We start from the raw sequence: 17,674 nt of genomic DNA, 5'->3' as shown, positions 1-17,674 counted from the left end.
TACAAAATTTTTTCATAAAAAATTATTAAAAATGTAAGAAATACTAAAAAGGAGGTTGAAAGGTGTTAGGGTCAAAGGGAAATAATATCCTTAGAAACTTGTGCAACAATCAAGGAAAAGGAACTATAAAAAAACTTTCTACTGAATTAGAAATTTCTGAAAGAAGTATAAGGTACGAACTTGAAAAAATAGATGATTATTTAAAAAGTATAAAGATGAAACCTTTAAAAAGAGAGTTTGGTGGAAATATATATTTTGAAGAATACAAAATTTTTCTTGAAAATCAAATAATAGTAGAAGAAAGTAATTTAGATACAGCTGAAAGAAGAGAATATTTATCTTTTATTTGTGTATTTGATGAAAAAATAAATCTGACAAAAGCTAGTGAAATTTTAGATGTAAGTAGAACTACAATCAGAAATGATATAAGGGATATTAAAGAGGAATTGTCAAAAAATAATTTAAAATTAAAAATTTCTCAACAAGAGGGTTTAATTTTATCTGGTGAAGAGATTGATATAAGAAAGCAACAATTAAAATTTTTATGTAAATATTCTAATTTTATTTTCTATTCTAATCCAGAATTTAAAAATAAAAAAGAAACAATAGTAGAAGAATATATAAAATGTATAGATATAAATATTATAAAAAATTTCATTAATTATATTCAAAAAATATTAGATAAAATAATTTCAGATGAGGCTTATAATATAATAGCTATTTATCTAATTATAGCTATAATAAGAATAAAACAGGGAAAATTATTAACAAAAATTCCCAATAAACAATTTTTAAAAGAAACTGATGAGTATGATACTATTTTAAAAGCAAAAAGTATTTTAGAATCTTCTTATGATATTATTTTGGAAGAAAATGAAATTTTACAAATAACAGATTATTTTTTAGGAAGTCATACTTATAATTTTAATAAATCATATTATAGAAATTGGATAGAGATTGATATTTTGGTAAAAAAATTTATAGATAATTTTAATAAAAAAATAGATGTGGACATATCTAAAGATAAATTGTTACTTGAAGGAATATTAAATCATATAAAACCTACAATCTATAGATTAAAAAATAAAATTAAATTAGAAAACTCAATATATTTAGAAGTTTTAAATAGTTATCCAACTATATTTTATAATACTAAAAATGCTGTAAAAGAGATAGAGGAATATACAAACTTAGAATTTTCAAATGATGAAATTGCTTTTTTAGCTATCTATTTTAAATCTGCTATTGATAGAAACAGATATAAAAGTAAAAATTTGAAAAAAGTTTTAGTTGTATGTGGTTATGGATATGGAACTTCGAGCCTACTTGTTCAACAACTTAAAGAGATATATACAATAAAAATTGTAGATACAATACCAAGACATCTTTTAGAAAAAACTATAAAAAAAGAAAATGTAGATTTAATAATAAGCACAGTAGAGATAGAAAATGATATCAATATCCCTGTTGTAAAAGTAAAATCTATCTTGACTCAAGAAGATATAAATAATATAGATAAATATTCATTATCAAAGCAAAGAAAAAGATATATGCTTTCTGAATTGATGAGTATAATAGAAGAAAATTGTGAGATTAGAGATAGAGAAGAGTTAATAAAAGGTTTAAATATATATTTTGAACAAAGACTTATAAATGATACAGAGGGAAATGAGTATAAAATTTCAGATTTCTTAAAAGAAAAAAATATTTTATTAAATCAAGAAGCTGAGAATTGGGAAGAGGCTGTAAAAATTTCTGGACAAATTTTGGTAGATAACAAAATTACAACAGAAAAGTATATAGATTCTATGGTAGAAAATGTTAAAAGGTTTGGTTCATATATAGTTATAGGAGAAAATATAGCTATTCCTCATGCTCAAAAAGATGAAAGTGTATTAAAAACAGGAATGGGGCTTGTGGTTTTGAAAAAACCAGTAATTTTTCCAGGAGATAGAAAGGTACAAATATTGTTATCTTTTTCTTCAAAAGATGATAAAGAGCATTTAAATGCTTTAACAGATTTAATAGAATTAATTTCAAATTATAATTTTATAGAAAATATGTTAAAAGTAAAAACTATAAAACAAGCATTAAAATATATTAATTTTCAAAAATAATAGTTTAAAAAGTGGTAATTAAAATAAGTTACCACTTTTTTTATACAAAAAAATATGATTGTCAAAAAATGTAAAGTTTATTTTGAACAAAAAAGATAGTTGTCAAACAAAAAAAACTAAGGTAGAATTATAATATAAAATAAAATGAGGAGGAAATTAAATGGGAATAAAAAAAATATTAGATGGAAATATCCAAGTTGTAGATAATATTGATTCCTGGGAAAAAGCCATAGAGGTAGGAGCTAATCCTCTAATAGAAAAGGGAAAAATAAAATATGGATATGTAGAAGGAATAATCCAAAATATAAAAACTTTAGGGCCATATGTAATATTAATACCTGGTGTGGCTATGCCTCATGCTAGACCTGATGAAAATGTTTTGGAAAGTTCTTTAGCACTTTTAAAAATAAATGAAGGAGTAAAATTTACAGAGGATACAGATAAAGTTTACTTAATGTTTATTTTAGCAGCTAAAAACAGTGATTCTCATATTGAGATTATAGAAAAATTAACAGATGTTCTTGGGGATGATGAGAAAATAGAAAAGCTTATAGAATCAAAAACATTGGAAGAAATAATAAATAATTTATAAAAATATAAATATAAAAAACAATATAAAATTTAAGGAGGAATTATTTATGAAAATAACAGCAGTATGTGGAACAGGATTAGGAAGTAGCTTTATGCTAGAAATGAATGTGAAAAAAGTTTTAAAAGAGTTAGGAATTACAGCAGAAGTAAATCATACAGATTTAGCTTCAGTTATTGAAGGAGAAGCTGATTTCTTCATTATGTCAAGAGATATAGCTGGAAGTGCTAATGTTTCTAATAAAATAGTTTTAGCAAATATAATAAATGTAGCTGAAATAAAAGAAGCTATGGTAAAAGCTTTCCAAGAAAAAGGAATATTATAATTTTATAATTACAAGAGATAAATTATAAAAAGTAGAGGAGGAAGGGATTATGTTAAAATTATTAGTTGATATCCTAAGTGTACCAGCTATACTTGTAGGATTAATTTCATTGGTTGGATTATTATGTCAAAAGAAAAACTTTTCTGATACAGTAAAAGGAACTATTAAAACAATATTAGGATTTATAGTTCTTACAGGAGGAGCTGGAATCCTTGTAGGAGGACTTACTCCATTTGGTCAAATGTTTGAAGTTGGATTTAAAGTTCAAGGAATTGTTCCTAACAACGAAGCAATCGTTGCTTTAGCAATGCAAAAATTTGGAACAGCTACAGCTTTAATTATGACTTTTGGTATGTTAGCTAATATTATAATAGCTAGAATTACAAAATTAAAATATATATTCTTAACAGGGCACCATACATTCTATATGGCTTGTATGATAGGAGTTATATTAGCAGTAGCAGGATTTGAAGGAGCAATGTTAGTATTTGTTGGTTCTGTTGTTTTAGGATTTGCTATGGCTTTCTTCCCAGCTCTAGCTCAACCAACAATGAGAAAAATAACTGGTTCTGATGATGTAGCTTTTGGACACTTTGGAACTGTCGGATATGTTCTATCAGCTAAAATTGGTCAATTAGTAGGAAAAGGTTCAAAATCTACAGAAGAAATGAATCTTCCTAAAAACTTAACATTCTTAAGAGATAGTTCAATTTCAATTTCTTTAACAATGTTAATATTATATTTAATCACAGCTTTTGCTGCTGGTAGAGAATATGTAGAAACAACTTTAAGTAATGGACAAAACTTTATAATCTATTCTGTACTTCAAGCTATAACATTCGCTGCTGGAGTATTCGTAGTATTACAAGGTGTAAGATTAATTCTTGCTGAAATAGTTCCAGCATTTACAGGAATTTCTCAAAAAATAGTTCCAAATGCTAAACCAGCTATTGACTGTCCAGTTGTATTCCCTTATGCACCTAACGCTGTATTAATTGGATTCTTATGTAGTTTCTTAGGAGGAATTGTTGGATTATTTATTTTAGGAGCTTTAAACTGGGTATTAATCATACCAGGAGTTATTCCTCACTTCTTCTGTGGAGCAACAGCTGGAGTATTTGGAAATGCTACTGGAGGAAAAAGAGGAGCTGTTATTGGTTCATTTATCCATGGAGTATTTATAACATTTGTTCCTGTAGTATTACTTCCAATATTAGGAGAGTTAGGATTTGCTAATACAACATTCTCTGATGCTGACTTTGGAGTTGTTGGAGCACTTTTAGGAGTACTAGCTGGAAACTTTAATAAATATATAATTCTTGTGGTATTTGCTGTATTTATAGCTTTAGCATTTGTTTTCCCAAGAGATAAAAAAGAAAATTAATAAAAATTTTGATTAAAGGCTATTGAAAAATAGCCTTTAATAATTAAGGAGGGCATACTAAAAATATGGAAAGATATGTAGAAATGAAAAAATTTAGTAATAAAATAAGAAAAGAAACATTGAAAATGTTGTTACATAGAGGATTTGGACATTTAGGTGGAGCTATGTCAATAGTAGAAACTTTATCTGTTCTTTATACAAATATGAAGATAGACCCAAAAAATCCTAAGATGGAAGATAGAGATTTCTTAGTATTATCAAAAGGACATGCTGGACCAGCTCTATATTCAACATTAGCTTTAAAAGGATATTTTGATTTAGAAGTATTAAATACACTAAATAACAATGGAACTATATTACCAAGTCATCCAGATAGAAATCTTACTCCTGGAATAGACATGACAACAGGTTCTTTAGGGCAAGGAATTTCTGTGGCTACAGGAGTAGCTATTGGATTAAAAAGAAAAAATAGTGAAAGAAAAGTTTATTGTATAGTTGGAGATGGAGAATTAAATGAAGGACAATGTTGGGAGGCTATTCAATTTGCTGCTCACAACAAATTAGATAACTTTACATTATTTATAGATGATAATAAAAAACAATTAGATGGAACAACAGAAGAAATTTGTAATCCATTTGATTATGTTAAAAAGATGGAAAGTTTTGGATATCATACTGTAAAAGTAAATGGAGCAGATGTAGAGGCTATCGATAAAGCTGTAAATGAAAAAGTAGAAGGAGCTCCAAAATGTATTGTACTTGATACAGTAAAAGGTCAAGGAGTTAAATATTTTGAAGAATTAAAAGCAAATCATCACATTAGATTTAATGATGAAATGAAAGAAATTTTAAAAGTAGAAATAGAAAAATTAGAGGCTGCTGAATAGGAGGAAATTAAAAAATGGCAAAATATGAATTAGAGAACGTAGAATTAAGAAAAGCATATAGTACAACATTAGTTGAAATGATAAATGAAGATAAAAGAGTATTTGTTCTTGAATCAGATTTAGCAGAAGCAATTTCAACAAATTCAATAGCAAAATCTAATAAAGAAAACTATATAAACTGTGGAATAATGGAAGCTAATATGGTTGGAGTGGCTAGTGGACTTTCTTTAGTAGGAGATATTCCTTTTATTCATACATTCAGTCCATTTGCTACAAGAAGAATGTTTGACCAAGTTTTCTTATCAGGAGCTTATGCAAAAACAAATATAAAAATATTAGGTTCTGACCCTGGAATATATACACAACATAATGGTGGTACTCATACTTCTTTTGAAGATATTGCTTTAATGAGAACAATACCAACAGCAACAGTTATGTCTATAACAGATACTACTATGATGAAAAATATCTTAAGACAAATAAAAGATATTTATGGAATTCATTATTTAAGTGCTGTAAGAAAAGGTTCATACAAAATATATAATGATGATGAAACTTTTGAAATTGGAAAAGGAAAAGTTTTAAGAGAAGGAAAAGATGTTACAATAGTAGCTTGTGGAATAATGGTAGTAGAGGCTTTAAAAGCAGCTGACATGTTATTAGAAGAGGGAATTGAAGCTACTGTAATTGATATGTTTACAATAAAGCCAATAGACAAAGATTTAATTATAAAATATTCAAAACAAACAAAAGGATTTGTTACAGCTGAAAACCACAATATCATAGGTGGATTAGGAAGTGCTGTGGCTGAAGTATTAGTAGAAAATAATCCTGTTCCAATGAGAAGAGTAGGTGTAGAAGATAGATTTGGACAAGTTGGAACTTTAGATTATTTAAGAGAAGAATATAAATTAACAGCTGAGGAAATCGTAAAAAAAGCAAAAGAATTATTATAGAGATATAGAGGTGTGTATAATGAAAATATTTATAGATACAGCAAATATTGATGAAATAAGAGAAGCTGAAAGTTATGGGATTTTAGCTGGAGTTACTACTAATCCATCACTTGTAGCAAAAGAAAATGGAGATTTTAAAAAAATAATTACAGAAATTACTAATATAGTAGATGGACCAATTAGTGCTGAAGTATTATCCTTAGAAGCTGATAAAATGGTAGAAGAGGGAATTGAATTAGCAAAAATACATAAAAATGTAGTAATAAAATTACCTACAACTTTTGAAGGGTTAAAAGCTTGTAAGAGATTTAAAGAATTAGGAATAAAAACAAATTTGACTTTAATCTTTACATTAAATCAAGCTTTATTAGCAGCTAGAGCTGGAGCTTCATTTGTAAGTCCATTTATTGGAAGATTAGAAGATACAGGTGTAAGTGGAGTAGAACTTATTAAAAAAATAAGAGAAACTTTTGATAAACATGGAATTACTACTGAAATTATAGGAGCAAGTATAAGAAATCCTTATCATGTAGAAGAAATTGCTCAAGCTGGAGCTCATATAGGAACTTTACCTTTCAAAGTAATTCAAGGTATGATAAAACACCCATTAACAGATGCTGGAATTGAAAAATTCTTAAAAGATTGGGAAGCTACAAAAAAATAAAAAGTAAGTGAGGGAGAAAATGGATAATAAAGAAATTTTAGAAATAGTAGACCATACACTTTTGACTCAAACAGCTACTTGGGAAGAGATAAAACAAATATTAGATGATGGAATAAAATATGAAGTTGCTTCAGCTTGTATTCCAGCTTCTTATGTAAAAGAAGCTAAAGAATATGTAGGAGACAAATTACCTATTTGTACAGTAATTGGTTTTCCAAATGGATATTCTACAACAGCTGTAAAAGTATTTGAAACAAAGGATGCAATAGAAAATGGAGCTTCTGAAATTGATATGGTTATCAATATTGGAGATGTAAAAAATAAAAGATATGAAAAAGTTTTAAATGAAATTAAAGCTATTCATGAAGCTTGTAATGGAAAAATTTTAAAAGTTATTATTGAAACTTGTCTTTTAACAGAAGAGGAAAAAATAAAAATGTGTGAAATAGTAACTGAAGCAGGAGCTGAATATATAAAAACATCTACAGGATTTTCTACAAAGGGAGCTACTTTTGAAGATGTGGCACTTATGAAAAAATATGTAGGAAAAGATGTAAAAATAAAGGCTGCTGGTGGAATCTCATCTCTTGATGATGCTAAGAAATTCATGGAGCTTGGAGCTAATAGATTAGGAACAAGTAGAATTGTTAAGATTATAAAAGGTGAAGAGTCAAAAAATATGTATTAATAAGCAATAAAAAAGGTGGCTTTTAAAGTCACCTTTTTCTAAAATAAGGAGGGACAAATGAAATACAAAATGATAGTATCGGACTTGGATGGAACTCTTTTAAATTCAGAGCATAAAATATCTAAACATACAATAGATATTATAAGAAAAGTAACAGAGACAGGAGTAAAATTTTCTATAGCCACAGGGAGACATTTTAAGGATGCAGAATTTTTCTTTAAACAAGTGGGAGTAGGGTCTTATTTAATTTCTGGAAATGGTTCTCTTATTCATGATAAAAATGGAAATGAAATTGGAAATACAAATATGAATAGTGAGATAACAAAAAGATTAATAGAATTAAAAATAGATGATGAGATTTCAAGAAATATTTACTATAAAGATAAATGGTACACTCAAAAAATGATAGAGGCTTTTGGTGAATATCATGTAGAATCAAAATTTTCTCCAATAGAATCAGATTTAAAGGAATTTAAAAATAAAAAGATAGAGAAAGTATTTTTCTATTGTGATGACTATAAAAAAATTGAAAAATTAGAAAAAGAGATGTTAGAAGATGAGTGGTTTAAGGGAAAAGTAAATATTACTACATCACACCCAAGTTGTTTGGAGATAATGGATATATCAACAAATAAAAAAGAGGGAATTTTAGAAATAATGAAGCATGAAAATATCAAAGCTGATGAAATATTGGCTTTTGGTGATGCTTTTAATGACAATGAAATGCTTTCTTTTGTTGGTAAAGGAATCATAATGGGGAATGGAGATAAAAAATTAAAAGAATTATTACCTGATTGTGAAGTAATAGGAACAAATAATGAAGATGGTGAGGCTAAATATTTAGAAGAGATGTTTTTAAAGTAAAAAATTTCCGAACAGATAATTAAAAAAATTGTTCTCTACAAAAATTAATTAACTATTGCTATAATTATTTCATATAAAATTTGAGGGGGAGGAGATTATATGAAAAAGATTTTAGCAATGATAATGATGTTACTTTGTTGTACTTTAGGGTATGGAAAGGATAATGTAAAAACTATTATGAAAGATAAAGTTTTAAGAGTGGGAACAACAGGAGATTATAAGCCATTTACCTATTTAAAAGATGGGGAATATAGTGGTTATGATATAGAAGTGGCAAAATTAATTGGAAAAGAATTAGGTGTAGAGGTAGAGTTTGTTCCAACAACTTGGAAAACTATGTTAGAAGATTTGAAAAAAGGAAAATATGACATAGGAATGGGTGGAATAACAAGAACTGTAGCAAGACAAGTTGAAGGAGAAATGACAAAAGGGTATTTAGTGTTTGGAAAATGTTTCCTTGTTAGAAAAGGACAAGAAAAAAAATATGATAGTATTGAAAAAGTTAATAAACCAAGTGTAAAAGTTGGAGTAAATATTGGCGGAACTAATGAAAAGTTTGCTGATAGTTATTTAACTAATGCAACTATTATTCGTTATAAAAATAATTTGGATGTGCCTGTAGCTGTAGAAAAAGGAGAAGTTGATGTAATGGTAACTGAAACTCCTGAAGCTATCACTTATGAAAAAAATAATAAAAAATTAGAGGGTGCTAGTGTAGATAAACCATTTACAAAAAGTCAAATGGGATATTTAGTGGCTAAAGACCAAGTACACTTATTAAATACAATTAATTTTGTTTTAGAAGAATTAGAAGTAAGAGGAGAAATTGAAAGACTTCAAAAAGAATATTTAAGATAAGAAATTTTTAAAGAGTTATTGTAAATTTTATAATAACTCTTTTTTTGTGGAAAAAATTTTATAAGTTGTAACTGATAAAAATGTCAAAAAATACTTTTTTATAAGTTATAACTGATAAAGATAGAAAAAAATAAAAAATTGTAAGTTATAAGTAATAAAAGTTGTAAAGAAAAACAAGAGAAAAGAGTTTTTACTTATATTTACAAAAGAAATGTGGTAAAATAAGAGAGATAAGAGAAAAATGAAAGAATTATAAATAGGTGGGAAAGATGGAAATATTAGATAATAAAACTCAAGGAAAAGTAGTAGATAAATTAAGAGAAAATATAAAATCAGGAACTAGACTTTCAATTATTTCAGCATATTTTACTATCTATGCTTATGAAGAATTAAGAAAAGAATTAAATAAAATAGATAGTTTAAGACTTTTATTTTCAGAACCAACTTTTGTAAAAAATAAAAAAGATATAAATAGAGAATTTAAATTAAGTGGAAGTTATGAAAGAGGTTTAGCTGGTGATAGATATGAAATGAAACTAAAAAATGAACTTAAACAATCAGAGATAGCTAAAGAATGTGCTGAGTGGGTAAGAAAGAAAGTAGAAGTAAGGGCTTATGATGAAGAATATCCATTACCACAAAAAATGTATTTAATGGAAAATAAAAATGAAGAAAGTTCTTGTATTATAGGAAGTTCAGATTTTACTTCTGGAGGATTAGGATTAGTCCCTTCAACTAAAATAGAAATGAATTCATATATAAAAAATACTTTATATACAGAACAGATGTTAAATCAATTTAATATGTTTTGGAATGATAAAGATAAAGCTAAAGATGTAAAGGAATATCTTTTACAAAGTTTGGAAGTGGTATATAAAGAGAACACTCCTGAATTTATGTATTTTGTAACCATTTATAATATTTTCAAAAATTATCTAAATGATTTATCAGAAAAAGACATAATAAAAACAAAAACAGGATTTAAAGAAAGTATAGTTTGGAATAAATTATATAATTTCCAAAGAGATGGTGTATTAGGTGCTATTGATAAATTAGAAAAATATAATGGATGTATATTAGCAGATTCTGTAGGACTTGGAAAAACTTTTGAAGCTTTGGCAGTTATAAAATATTATGAATCAAGAAATAATAGAGTTTTGGTATTATGTCCTAAAAAATTAAGAGAAAACTGGTTAATGTATAAAGGAAATAGAAGAGATAATATTTTAGAAAAAGATAGATTAAATTATGATGTATTAAATCATACAGATTTATCAAGATATTCAGGATATAGTGGAGAAATTAATTTAGAACAAATTTATTGGGAAAATTATGATTTGATTGTAATAGATGAATCTCATAATTTTAGAAATAATAACAATAAAAAAGAAGATAAAGAAACTAGATATTCAAGACTTATGAATCAAGTGATAAAAAAAGGTGTAAAAACAAAAGTTTTGATGTTATCAGCTACTCCAGTAAATAATAGAATGAATGATTTAAAAAATCAGATTGCTTTTGCTACAGAAGGAAATGATTTTGCTTTATCTCAATCTGGAATAAGAAGTATAGAACAAACTTTGAGAAAAGCTCAAATGTCTTTTAATAAATGGAATGAACTTTCAGATGAAAATAAAAATTTAGAAAATCTTTTAGAAATGTTAGAAACAGATTATTTTAAGCTTTTGGATATGGTAACCATTGCAAGAAGTAGAAAACATATTCAAAAATATTATGATATTACAAATATAGGAAAATTTCCAGAAAGACTAAAACCTATAAATATAAAAGCTGATATAGATAGTAAAAAAGAATTTATGGAACTATCACAAATAAATAAAATGATAAGAATGCTAAATTTGGCTATTTATTCTCCAATGAAATATATTTTGCCAAGTAAAGTAAATGAGTATAGTAAAAAATATGATACTAATACAGGAAAATCTATATTTAAGCAAATAGACAGAGAAACAAGTTTAGTTAATTTAATGAGAATAAATATTTTAAAAAGAATGGAAAGCTCAATATATTCTTTTGGTATAACAATTTCAAGAATTTTGAAAAATATAGATTTGGCTTTGAAAAAATTAGATAATTGTGAAGATATAGTAGAAAATTTTGATATAGATGATATTGATATAGATGATAATAGATTAGATAGTATTTTAATTGGAAGTAAAAATGTAAAAGTTTTATTAAAAGATATAGACCAAATAAAATGGAGAGCCGAATTAGAAGGAGATAGGGCTATCCTTGAAAAAATTTTAAAAGAGGCTTTCAAGATAAATGTAGATAGAGATGAAAAATTAAGAGAATTAAAAAAATTAATAAAAGATAAAATTGAAAATCCAATTAATGAAAATAATAAAAAAGTAATAGTTTTTACTGCTTTTTCAGATACAGCAAAATATTTATATGAAAATATTTCAGAATACGTTTTGAAAGAATTAGGAATTTATACAGCATTAGTTACTGGAAGTGATAATCCTAAAACTAATTTGAAAGGTATAAAAGGAGAATTTAATAAAATACTTGTAAACTTTTCACCAAAATCTAAAGGAAGAGAAGAAGAGGGAAAAGAAGAAATAGATTTATTAATAGCAACTGATTGTATATCAGAAGGACAGAACTTACAAGATTGCGATTATCTAATAAACTATGATATTCATTGGAATCCAGTTAGAATAATTCAAAGATTTGGAAGAATAGATAGAATAGGTTCTAAAAATGATGTAATACAACTTGTAAATTTTTGGCCTAATATGGAATTAGATGAATATATTCACTTAGAAACAAGAGTAAGTGGAAGAATGGTAATGCTTGATATGTCTGCTACTGGAGAAGAAAATGTAATTGTAGATAATGGAGAAATGAATGATTTAGAATATAGAAAAAAACAATTAAAACAATTACAAGACCAAGTAGTTGATTTAGAAGATATTAGTGGAGGAATTTCAATTACAGATTTAACTTTTAATGATTTTAAAATGGATTTAGTAAACTACATGAAAGAACATAAAGAAGTACTAGAGAAAGCTCCAACAGGAATGTATGCTATTGCAAAAAGTAATTTTGAAGAAGCTGAAAAGGGAGTTATCTTTTGCTTAAAACAAATAAATAAAGATATAAAACCAAGTGAATATAATACTTTAAATCCGTATTTCCTAGTTTATGTAAAAGATAATGGAGAAGTATTGTTGAATTTTATTCAAAGTAAAAAAATATTAGATATTTATAAGAAAGTATGTAGCGGGGAGAAAAGACTATATCCTGATTTAATAAATGAATTTAATAAAGAGACTAAAAATGCAAAAGATATGAAAAAATTTACTAATTTCTTAGAAAAAACTGTTGAAAATATTGTAGGGAAAGAAGAAGAAAAAGGAATAGAAAGTTTATTTAGTTTTGATGAAACTATCTTAAGTAAATCAGTACAAAATATGGATGATTTTGAATTGATATCATTTTTAGTGATAAAATAAGAGGTGGGAAAATGAAATTTTTTAATCTTCTAAATGAATGTAAATTTGAAAAAAATATATCTAAAGAGTTAATTTATAATGAATCTGAAGCTGATGAAAAATTAAAAAGAATTTTTATAGAAAATGTAGAAAAAATAATACTTTCTTATTTATTAACAAATAAAAATACTAATATAGCTGAATATGTAAATGGAGAAGAAAAATATAAAGAGATAAATTTTATAGAAATTATTTTAAGAAATAAGGGAAAAGAGAATATAATTTCTAAACTTTTACATGAACTTATACCTAAAGGAACTTTAGTTGTTTTAAAATTTGAAAATGAATTTTTAATATCAGGAGTAAGAAAAAGAATAACAAATAATAAAGTTATTTTAGATGAAATCTATAATAGTAGATGGATAAATGAGGAAGATGAACATTTAAAAGAGTTTGATTATAAAAAATTAGATTCTACTAATTTAAAATTATTTTATGAAAATATTATAGAGAAAATAAGATTGCTGAATTTGAATGAAAATTTAGATAGTAATAAAAATATAAAATCTGAAGATATAGATAAAATAGAAAAACTAAATAAAGAAATAGAAGAATTAAAAAAAGAAAGAAAAAAAGAAACTCAAATAAATAGAGTGGCAGAAATACAAGGAAAATTATTGGAAAAAATAAAAGAAAGAGATAGAATTTTAAATAAAAATTAAATAGTAGGAGAAAGATATGGAATATCCAATAACTAAAGTAGAACAAGAATTTTTTAAGAGAACTTTTAAATTAGCAGAAAGATATAAAGAATTTGATTACGATGTTACTTTTTTAATAAACTGTTTATATGGGATTATAATAGTAGCTCAATCTAATTTTTATTCAAGTTTAGCTTTTAAATTTGGTAAAAATATAGAAGGAGTAAACTATAAGAAAAATGGAGAAGAAGTCGAATTAAGAAATGTAAAATTAAGACATCTTCTAACAATATTTAGAAACTCTTTAGCTCATTTTGGAGATATGAGAGAAGGAGAAAACTATGGTAGAGATAATATTAAATTTGAATCCACACCTTTAAATGAAATAGGAAAAATTAAATTTAAAAATAAATCTGGGAAGGCAGAGATAGAATTTAATTCTTCAAAATCTTTATTTTTATTTATAGAAGAATTAGAAAAGTTATTTAAAGACAAGAGAATAATTTATTAAAAAATAGGGAGGGAAAAATTATATAATGAATTTTTTATCAGATAAACCAGAAGGGATAGATTCTTTTCAATCACAAGCACACACCAAAATAGTTAATGTTATTGCTGAAACTATAAAAAAAGATGAAATAAAACTAATTGGTCTTGAAGGAGAATGGGGGAGTGGAAAATCAAATATAGTAAAACTTCTAGAAAATAAATTAAGTAAAGAAGAATATATTTTTTATACTTATGATGCTTGGGGACATCAAGAAGACTTACAAAGAAGAAGTTTTTTAGAAAATTTAACCGAAATAATGAAAAATAATTTTAATCATAAAGATTGGAAAGAAAAATTAGATTCTCTTTTGTCAACAAAAACAAAAACTGAGCAAAAAGAAATTCCAAAATTTAGTAATATTATCATTTTTATTTCAGTTGTATTATACTTAAATGCTACAATAAAATTATATGATATTTCTCAAATAGTTGGATTTAAGAATAAATTAATTTATGAGATTTTTTGTAATAATATCTTTTTTTGGATAGGATTAATTTCAATAGTTATCTATTTTCTCAAACAAAAATTGATAGACAAAAAAAACATTAAACTTGAAGATTTAATATATCTATATAAAGGAAAAACTTTAAATACTGATTATGAAACTATTACCTCTACAAAAGAACCAACAGTTAGACAATTTAAAGAATGGATGACAGGTATAGATGATACCTTAAGGAAAAATAAGAAAAAACTTATTGTTATTTATGATAATATAGATAGGTTACAAGAAAATAAGGTAAAGGAAGTGTGGTCATCTATTCATACCTTTTTTTCTGAAGATGATTATAATAATATATTTGTTATAATTCCTTTTTCTAAAAAACATATCTTAACTGCTTTTAAAGGGAATAATAATGAAGTTAATGAAGGAATTATAGAAAAAACTTTTCCAGTAGTATATAATGTTACTCCTCCTGTATTAGTTGATTGGAAAAATTATTTTAATGAAAATTTAGAAATAATCTTTCCGAGCATTAATGAAGAAGAGAAAAATATCATTAGAACTTTGTACAATAAGAATATTGAAAAAATTACTCCAAGAGGAATAAAAAATTTTATAAATGAATTAAAAGTTCTCAACTCTATTCATACAAATATCGAATTAAAATATATTTCTTTTTTTGTTTTAATTAAAGAAAAAATACAGTCGGACTTTCCAAATTATTTTTATGGAGAAGAATTTTCTAAATATAGAAGGATACTAGGAGATGATACTGATAAAAAAATCCTAGCTCTATATTTTGGAATAGATGAAAAAAACGCTGTTCAAGTATTATTAGAAAGAGAAATGATAAAAAATTTAGAAAATGGGGATTTTTCTAAAATAGATGAACAAAGTAAAGTAAATGGATTTAATGAAGTTTTACAGAAAGTAATTACTGATTTATATGGAGAAGGAGAACTTCAAGGAATATATAGAAAAGCTTTAATTGCTATCAAAAACCAAAATATTAATCGTTTTATTTCAAATTCTCTTTTTAATTGTTTTGAAAATGAAGAGAAAATTTTTAGTTTTCAAGATTATCATAAAATTTTATTAGAAAAATGTAATCATAAAGAAGAAAAAATTTTAAAAAAATTACTTTCTATTGATTTTTATAGTGGAGATGAAACTCAAAATATAAAATCATTATGTAATGAATTGAAAGAACTTGAAAATTATATGAAAGAGAAAAATTATGTTTTTAGTGAATATATAAAAGTGAGAGAATATGAATCTAAAATATTTTTTCAAATGTTAGAAGAATTTAAAAATAGTTACCTATACTATGGTATTTCTTTTAATACAAACAATATGGAAGAGTATTTATTTAGCTATTTAAATTCTTTTAATACAAACGATATGATAAATTTAGAAATTTTATTATCTGAATATAATTTTTTAGAATTGAAAAAAAATTTAGCTCTAAGAATACAAGAAGATAGGGAAAATAAGGTTACTTTAAATGAATATAAAGTATTTACAGAATTAGTAATTAAAAATCAAGAAAAAGGATTAAATTTAGGAATAAATTTTAATAGAGATGTATTAAGTAATCAACTTTCAAAATTATCCTCTAATTATAATAGTTTTGGAAAAGAAAAATATTACATAATAAGTTTAATTTTAACTTATGTAAGTTATAATATAAATCAAGCTTCTTATATTTCTAATTTTAGTTATATTTTAGATTCTATACCATATAATGATATTAAAGAAATAGAAAAGATTCTTATTAATTATATTGAAATTGATAAGCTAATTTTGGAATTAAAAAAACATGGTAATAGAAACTTTTCTAATAGAATTATAGAGATACTTCTTAAAGAAAAAAATATAATGTATTTAGACATAGAGAATGCAATAAAAGAATATTATAAAATTAAAGTTCTTATTCCTAATGATTTAAAGAAAGATTTTTTTGAAGTACTAGATAAATTTTATAATCCAAATTTAGATATAGACTATACAGATATAAATAACAATTCATCATTAAAAAATTTAGTATCGGATTCTCAAAGCTTTGATTTAAAATTAGTAAAATACTTACAAGAATTATTTGTTAAATATTTTAATCAAGAAAATAAAATGAAATTTTTATTTCAAGAATATCAAAGTAAAAATTATGATTTGTCGAATATTTATAAAATAATTATAGATAATCCAAATTTAAAGATAGATTTTTCAGTAATAGAGGAAGTAAAAAAAATATTAATACATATTATTGATAATCCAACTAATTTAAGTGAAAATTATAAAAATATTTTAAATAAATTATTAGAAAAAATACCTATTGTACATTTAGAAAGTACAATTAATAATGATATAAAAGATAAAATTTTAGAAAAAAATAATATCGATTTAGATATTTTTAAATTTTTCTATAAAATTTTTGAAAAAACAGAATTTTTCTATTTTGATGAAGAGAATTTTAAAAAGCAGAGTAGAAAAGATGATTACAATAAATTAATAAAATTATTAATACTACCATATATAAATACAGAAGAGGTTAAAAAATTTATATTAGAATGTAGTGAGTTTAGAAAAGGTTTAAAGTTATTAAAAAATTCAAATGGAGAACTTATAGAAAAAATAAAAGCTACTTATAATCAAAATATAGAAATACAAAATTTTATAGCTGAATTAAAAGAAGAAGGAGATAACTAATGGAAAAATTACAAGGAACAAGCATGAATATAGTCCAAGATAATGTAGAAAAACTAAAACAAATCTTTCCAGAAATATTTACAGAAAATAAAATTGATTTTGAGGTTTTAAAACAATTATTAGGAGAGAAAATAGAAGAAGATAAAGAAAGATATTCTTTCACTTGGAAAGGAAAGACACAAGCAAGAAAAATAGCTCAAGAAACAAGTACTGGAACATTAAGACCATCAAAAGAAGAATCAAAAGAGTGGGAAAGTACAGAAAATCTTTATATAGAGGGAGATAACCTAGAGGTGTTAAAACTTCTACAAAAATCATATTATGGAAAGATAAAAATGATTTATATAGACCCTCCTTATAATACAGGAAAAGATTTTATTTATAAAGATAATTTTAAAGATAGTTTAGATAATTATTTGACAATAACAGGACAAAAGTCTAAAAATAGTACGGGGGGGGGGGGGGGGAAAAATTAAATA

15 protein-coding genes are annotated in these 17,674 nt (G+C 24.7%); all 15 read left to right on the top strand.

The window, feature by feature from the left end; translation table 11 throughout:
- The first annotated feature begins 62 nt into the window (after positions 1–62).
- The 15 genes from HF862_RS01950 (at position 63) to HF862_RS01880 (ending at position 17,671) form a co-directional block, all read left to right on the top strand.
- Positions 63–2,117 carry a transcription antiterminator gene (locus HF862_RS01950; RefSeq protein WP_170186252.1) on the top strand — a complete coding sequence of 685 codons (2,055 nt, stop codon included), beginning with the start codon at positions 63–65 and terminating at the stop codon, positions 2,115–2,117.
- Between the two features lie 160 nt (positions 2,118–2,277).
- Positions 2,278–2,709, top strand: a complete 432-nt coding sequence (locus HF862_RS01945) for a PTS sugar transporter subunit IIA (protein ID WP_170186251.1) — start codon at positions 2,278–2,280, stop codon at positions 2,707–2,709.
- Between the two features lie 46 nt (positions 2,710–2,755).
- Complete coding sequence (locus tag HF862_RS01940) at positions 2,756–3,031, top strand: PTS sugar transporter subunit IIB (protein WP_170186250.1); 276 nt, start codon at positions 2,756–2,758, stop codon at positions 3,029–3,031.
- Between the two features lie 49 nt (positions 3,032–3,080).
- Positions 3,081–4,415 carry a PTS ascorbate transporter subunit IIC gene (locus tag HF862_RS01935; protein ID WP_170186249.1) on the top strand — a complete coding sequence of 445 codons (1,335 nt, stop codon included), beginning with the start codon at positions 3,081–3,083 and terminating at the stop codon, positions 4,413–4,415.
- 65 nt (positions 4,416–4,480) lie between these two features.
- Positions 4,481–5,302, top strand: coding sequence for a transketolase (locus tag HF862_RS01930; RefSeq protein WP_170186248.1), 822 nt, complete (start codon positions 4,481–4,483; stop codon positions 5,300–5,302).
- A gap of 14 nt (positions 5,303–5,316) precedes the next feature.
- Positions 5,317–6,258, top strand: a complete 942-nt coding sequence (locus HF862_RS01925) for a transketolase family protein (protein WP_170186247.1) — start codon at positions 5,317–5,319, stop codon at positions 6,256–6,258.
- A 19-nt stretch (positions 6,259–6,277) separates the two neighbouring features.
- Complete coding sequence (gene fsa, locus HF862_RS01920; RefSeq protein WP_170186246.1) at positions 6,278–6,922, top strand: fructose-6-phosphate aldolase; 645 nt, start codon at positions 6,278–6,280, stop codon at positions 6,920–6,922.
- Between the two features lie 19 nt (positions 6,923–6,941).
- On the top strand, positions 6,942–7,610 hold the full coding sequence (deoC, locus tag HF862_RS01915) for a deoxyribose-phosphate aldolase (RefSeq protein ID WP_170186245.1): 669 nt from the start codon (positions 6,942–6,944) through the stop codon (positions 7,608–7,610).
- Between the two features lie 57 nt (positions 7,611–7,667).
- Positions 7,668–8,474: a Cof-type HAD-IIB family hydrolase gene (locus HF862_RS01910; RefSeq protein WP_170186244.1), complete on the top strand. Its 807-nt coding sequence runs from the start codon at positions 7,668–7,670 to the stop codon at positions 8,472–8,474.
- 99 nt (positions 8,475–8,573) lie between these two features.
- The gene (locus HF862_RS01905) at positions 8,574–9,332 is read left to right on the top strand and encodes a transporter substrate-binding domain-containing protein (protein WP_170186243.1); all 759 of its coding nucleotides are present in this window, start codon (positions 8,574–8,576) and stop codon (positions 9,330–9,332) included.
- Positions 9,333–9,601: 269 nt separating this feature from the next.
- Positions 9,602–12,814: a helicase-related protein gene (locus tag HF862_RS01900; protein ID WP_170186242.1), complete on the top strand. Its 3,213-nt coding sequence runs from the start codon at positions 9,602–9,604 to the stop codon at positions 12,812–12,814.
- A gap of 11 nt (positions 12,815–12,825) precedes the next feature.
- Positions 12,826–13,515 carry a DUF4391 domain-containing protein gene (locus tag HF862_RS01895; protein ID WP_170186241.1) on the top strand — a complete coding sequence of 230 codons (690 nt, stop codon included), beginning with the start codon at positions 12,826–12,828 and terminating at the stop codon, positions 13,513–13,515.
- A 16-nt stretch (positions 13,516–13,531) separates the two neighbouring features.
- Complete coding sequence (locus HF862_RS01890) at positions 13,532–14,005, top strand: HEPN family nuclease (RefSeq protein ID WP_170186240.1); 474 nt, start codon at positions 13,532–13,534, stop codon at positions 14,003–14,005.
- Positions 14,006–14,030: 25 nt separating this feature from the next.
- The gene (locus HF862_RS01885; RefSeq protein ID WP_170186239.1) at positions 14,031–17,195 is read left to right on the top strand and encodes a P-loop NTPase fold protein; all 3,165 of its coding nucleotides are present in this window, start codon (positions 14,031–14,033) and stop codon (positions 17,193–17,195) included.
- Positions 17,195–17,671 (top strand): hypothetical protein, encoded by a 477-nt coding sequence (locus HF862_RS01880; protein WP_240934756.1) that lies wholly within the window; start codon positions 17,195–17,197, stop codon positions 17,669–17,671. The genes HF862_RS01885 and HF862_RS01880 overlap by 1 nt, the downstream gene beginning before the upstream one ends.
- Positions 17,672–17,674: the final 3 nt, after the last annotated feature.

The sequence above is a fragment of the Fusobacterium sp. FSA-380-WT-3A genome (assembly GCF_012843705.1).
Taxonomy (GTDB): domain Bacteria; phylum Fusobacteriota; class Fusobacteriia; order Fusobacteriales; family Fusobacteriaceae; genus Fusobacterium_B.
The sequence above is the reverse complement of the archived record's forward strand: the minus strand, read 5'-3'. Positions and strand labels throughout refer to the sequence as shown.

Bases quoted from the DNA above. Each gene is read 5' to 3' on its own strand.
- HF862_RS01945 (WP_170186251.1), top strand. From the start codon at position 2,278: ATGGGAATAAAAAAAATATTAGATGGAAATATCCAAGTTGTAGATAAT.
- HF862_RS01940 (WP_170186250.1), top strand. From the start codon at position 2,756: ATGAAAATAACAGCAGTATGTGGAACAGGATTAGGAAGTAGCTTTATG.
- HF862_RS01935 (WP_170186249.1), top strand. From the start codon at position 3,081: ATGTTAAAATTATTAGTTGATATCCTAAGTGTACCAGCTATACTTGTA.
- HF862_RS01930 (WP_170186248.1), top strand. From the start codon at position 4,481: ATGGAAAGATATGTAGAAATGAAAAAATTTAGTAATAAAATAAGAAAA.
- HF862_RS01925 (WP_170186247.1), top strand. From the start codon at position 5,317: ATGGCAAAATATGAATTAGAGAACGTAGAATTAAGAAAAGCATATAGT.
- fsa (WP_170186246.1), top strand. From the start codon at position 6,278: ATGAAAATATTTATAGATACAGCAAATATTGATGAAATAAGAGAAGCT.
- deoC (WP_170186245.1), top strand. From the start codon at position 6,942: ATGGATAATAAAGAAATTTTAGAAATAGTAGACCATACACTTTTGACT.
- HF862_RS01910 (WP_170186244.1), top strand. From the start codon at position 7,668: ATGAAATACAAAATGATAGTATCGGACTTGGATGGAACTCTTTTAAAT.
- HF862_RS01905 (WP_170186243.1), top strand. From the start codon at position 8,574: ATGAAAAAGATTTTAGCAATGATAATGATGTTACTTTGTTGTACTTTA.
- HF862_RS01900 (WP_170186242.1), top strand. From the start codon at position 9,602: ATGGAAATATTAGATAATAAAACTCAAGGAAAAGTAGTAGATAAATTA.
- HF862_RS01895 (WP_170186241.1), top strand. From the start codon at position 12,826: ATGAAATTTTTTAATCTTCTAAATGAATGTAAATTTGAAAAAAATATA.
- HF862_RS01890 (WP_170186240.1), top strand. From the start codon at position 13,532: ATGGAATATCCAATAACTAAAGTAGAACAAGAATTTTTTAAGAGAACT.
- HF862_RS01885 (WP_170186239.1), top strand. From the start codon at position 14,031: ATGAATTTTTTATCAGATAAACCAGAAGGGATAGATTCTTTTCAATCA.
- HF862_RS01880 (WP_240934756.1), top strand. From the start codon at position 17,195: ATGGAAAAATTACAAGGAACAAGCATGAATATAGTCCAAGATAATGTA.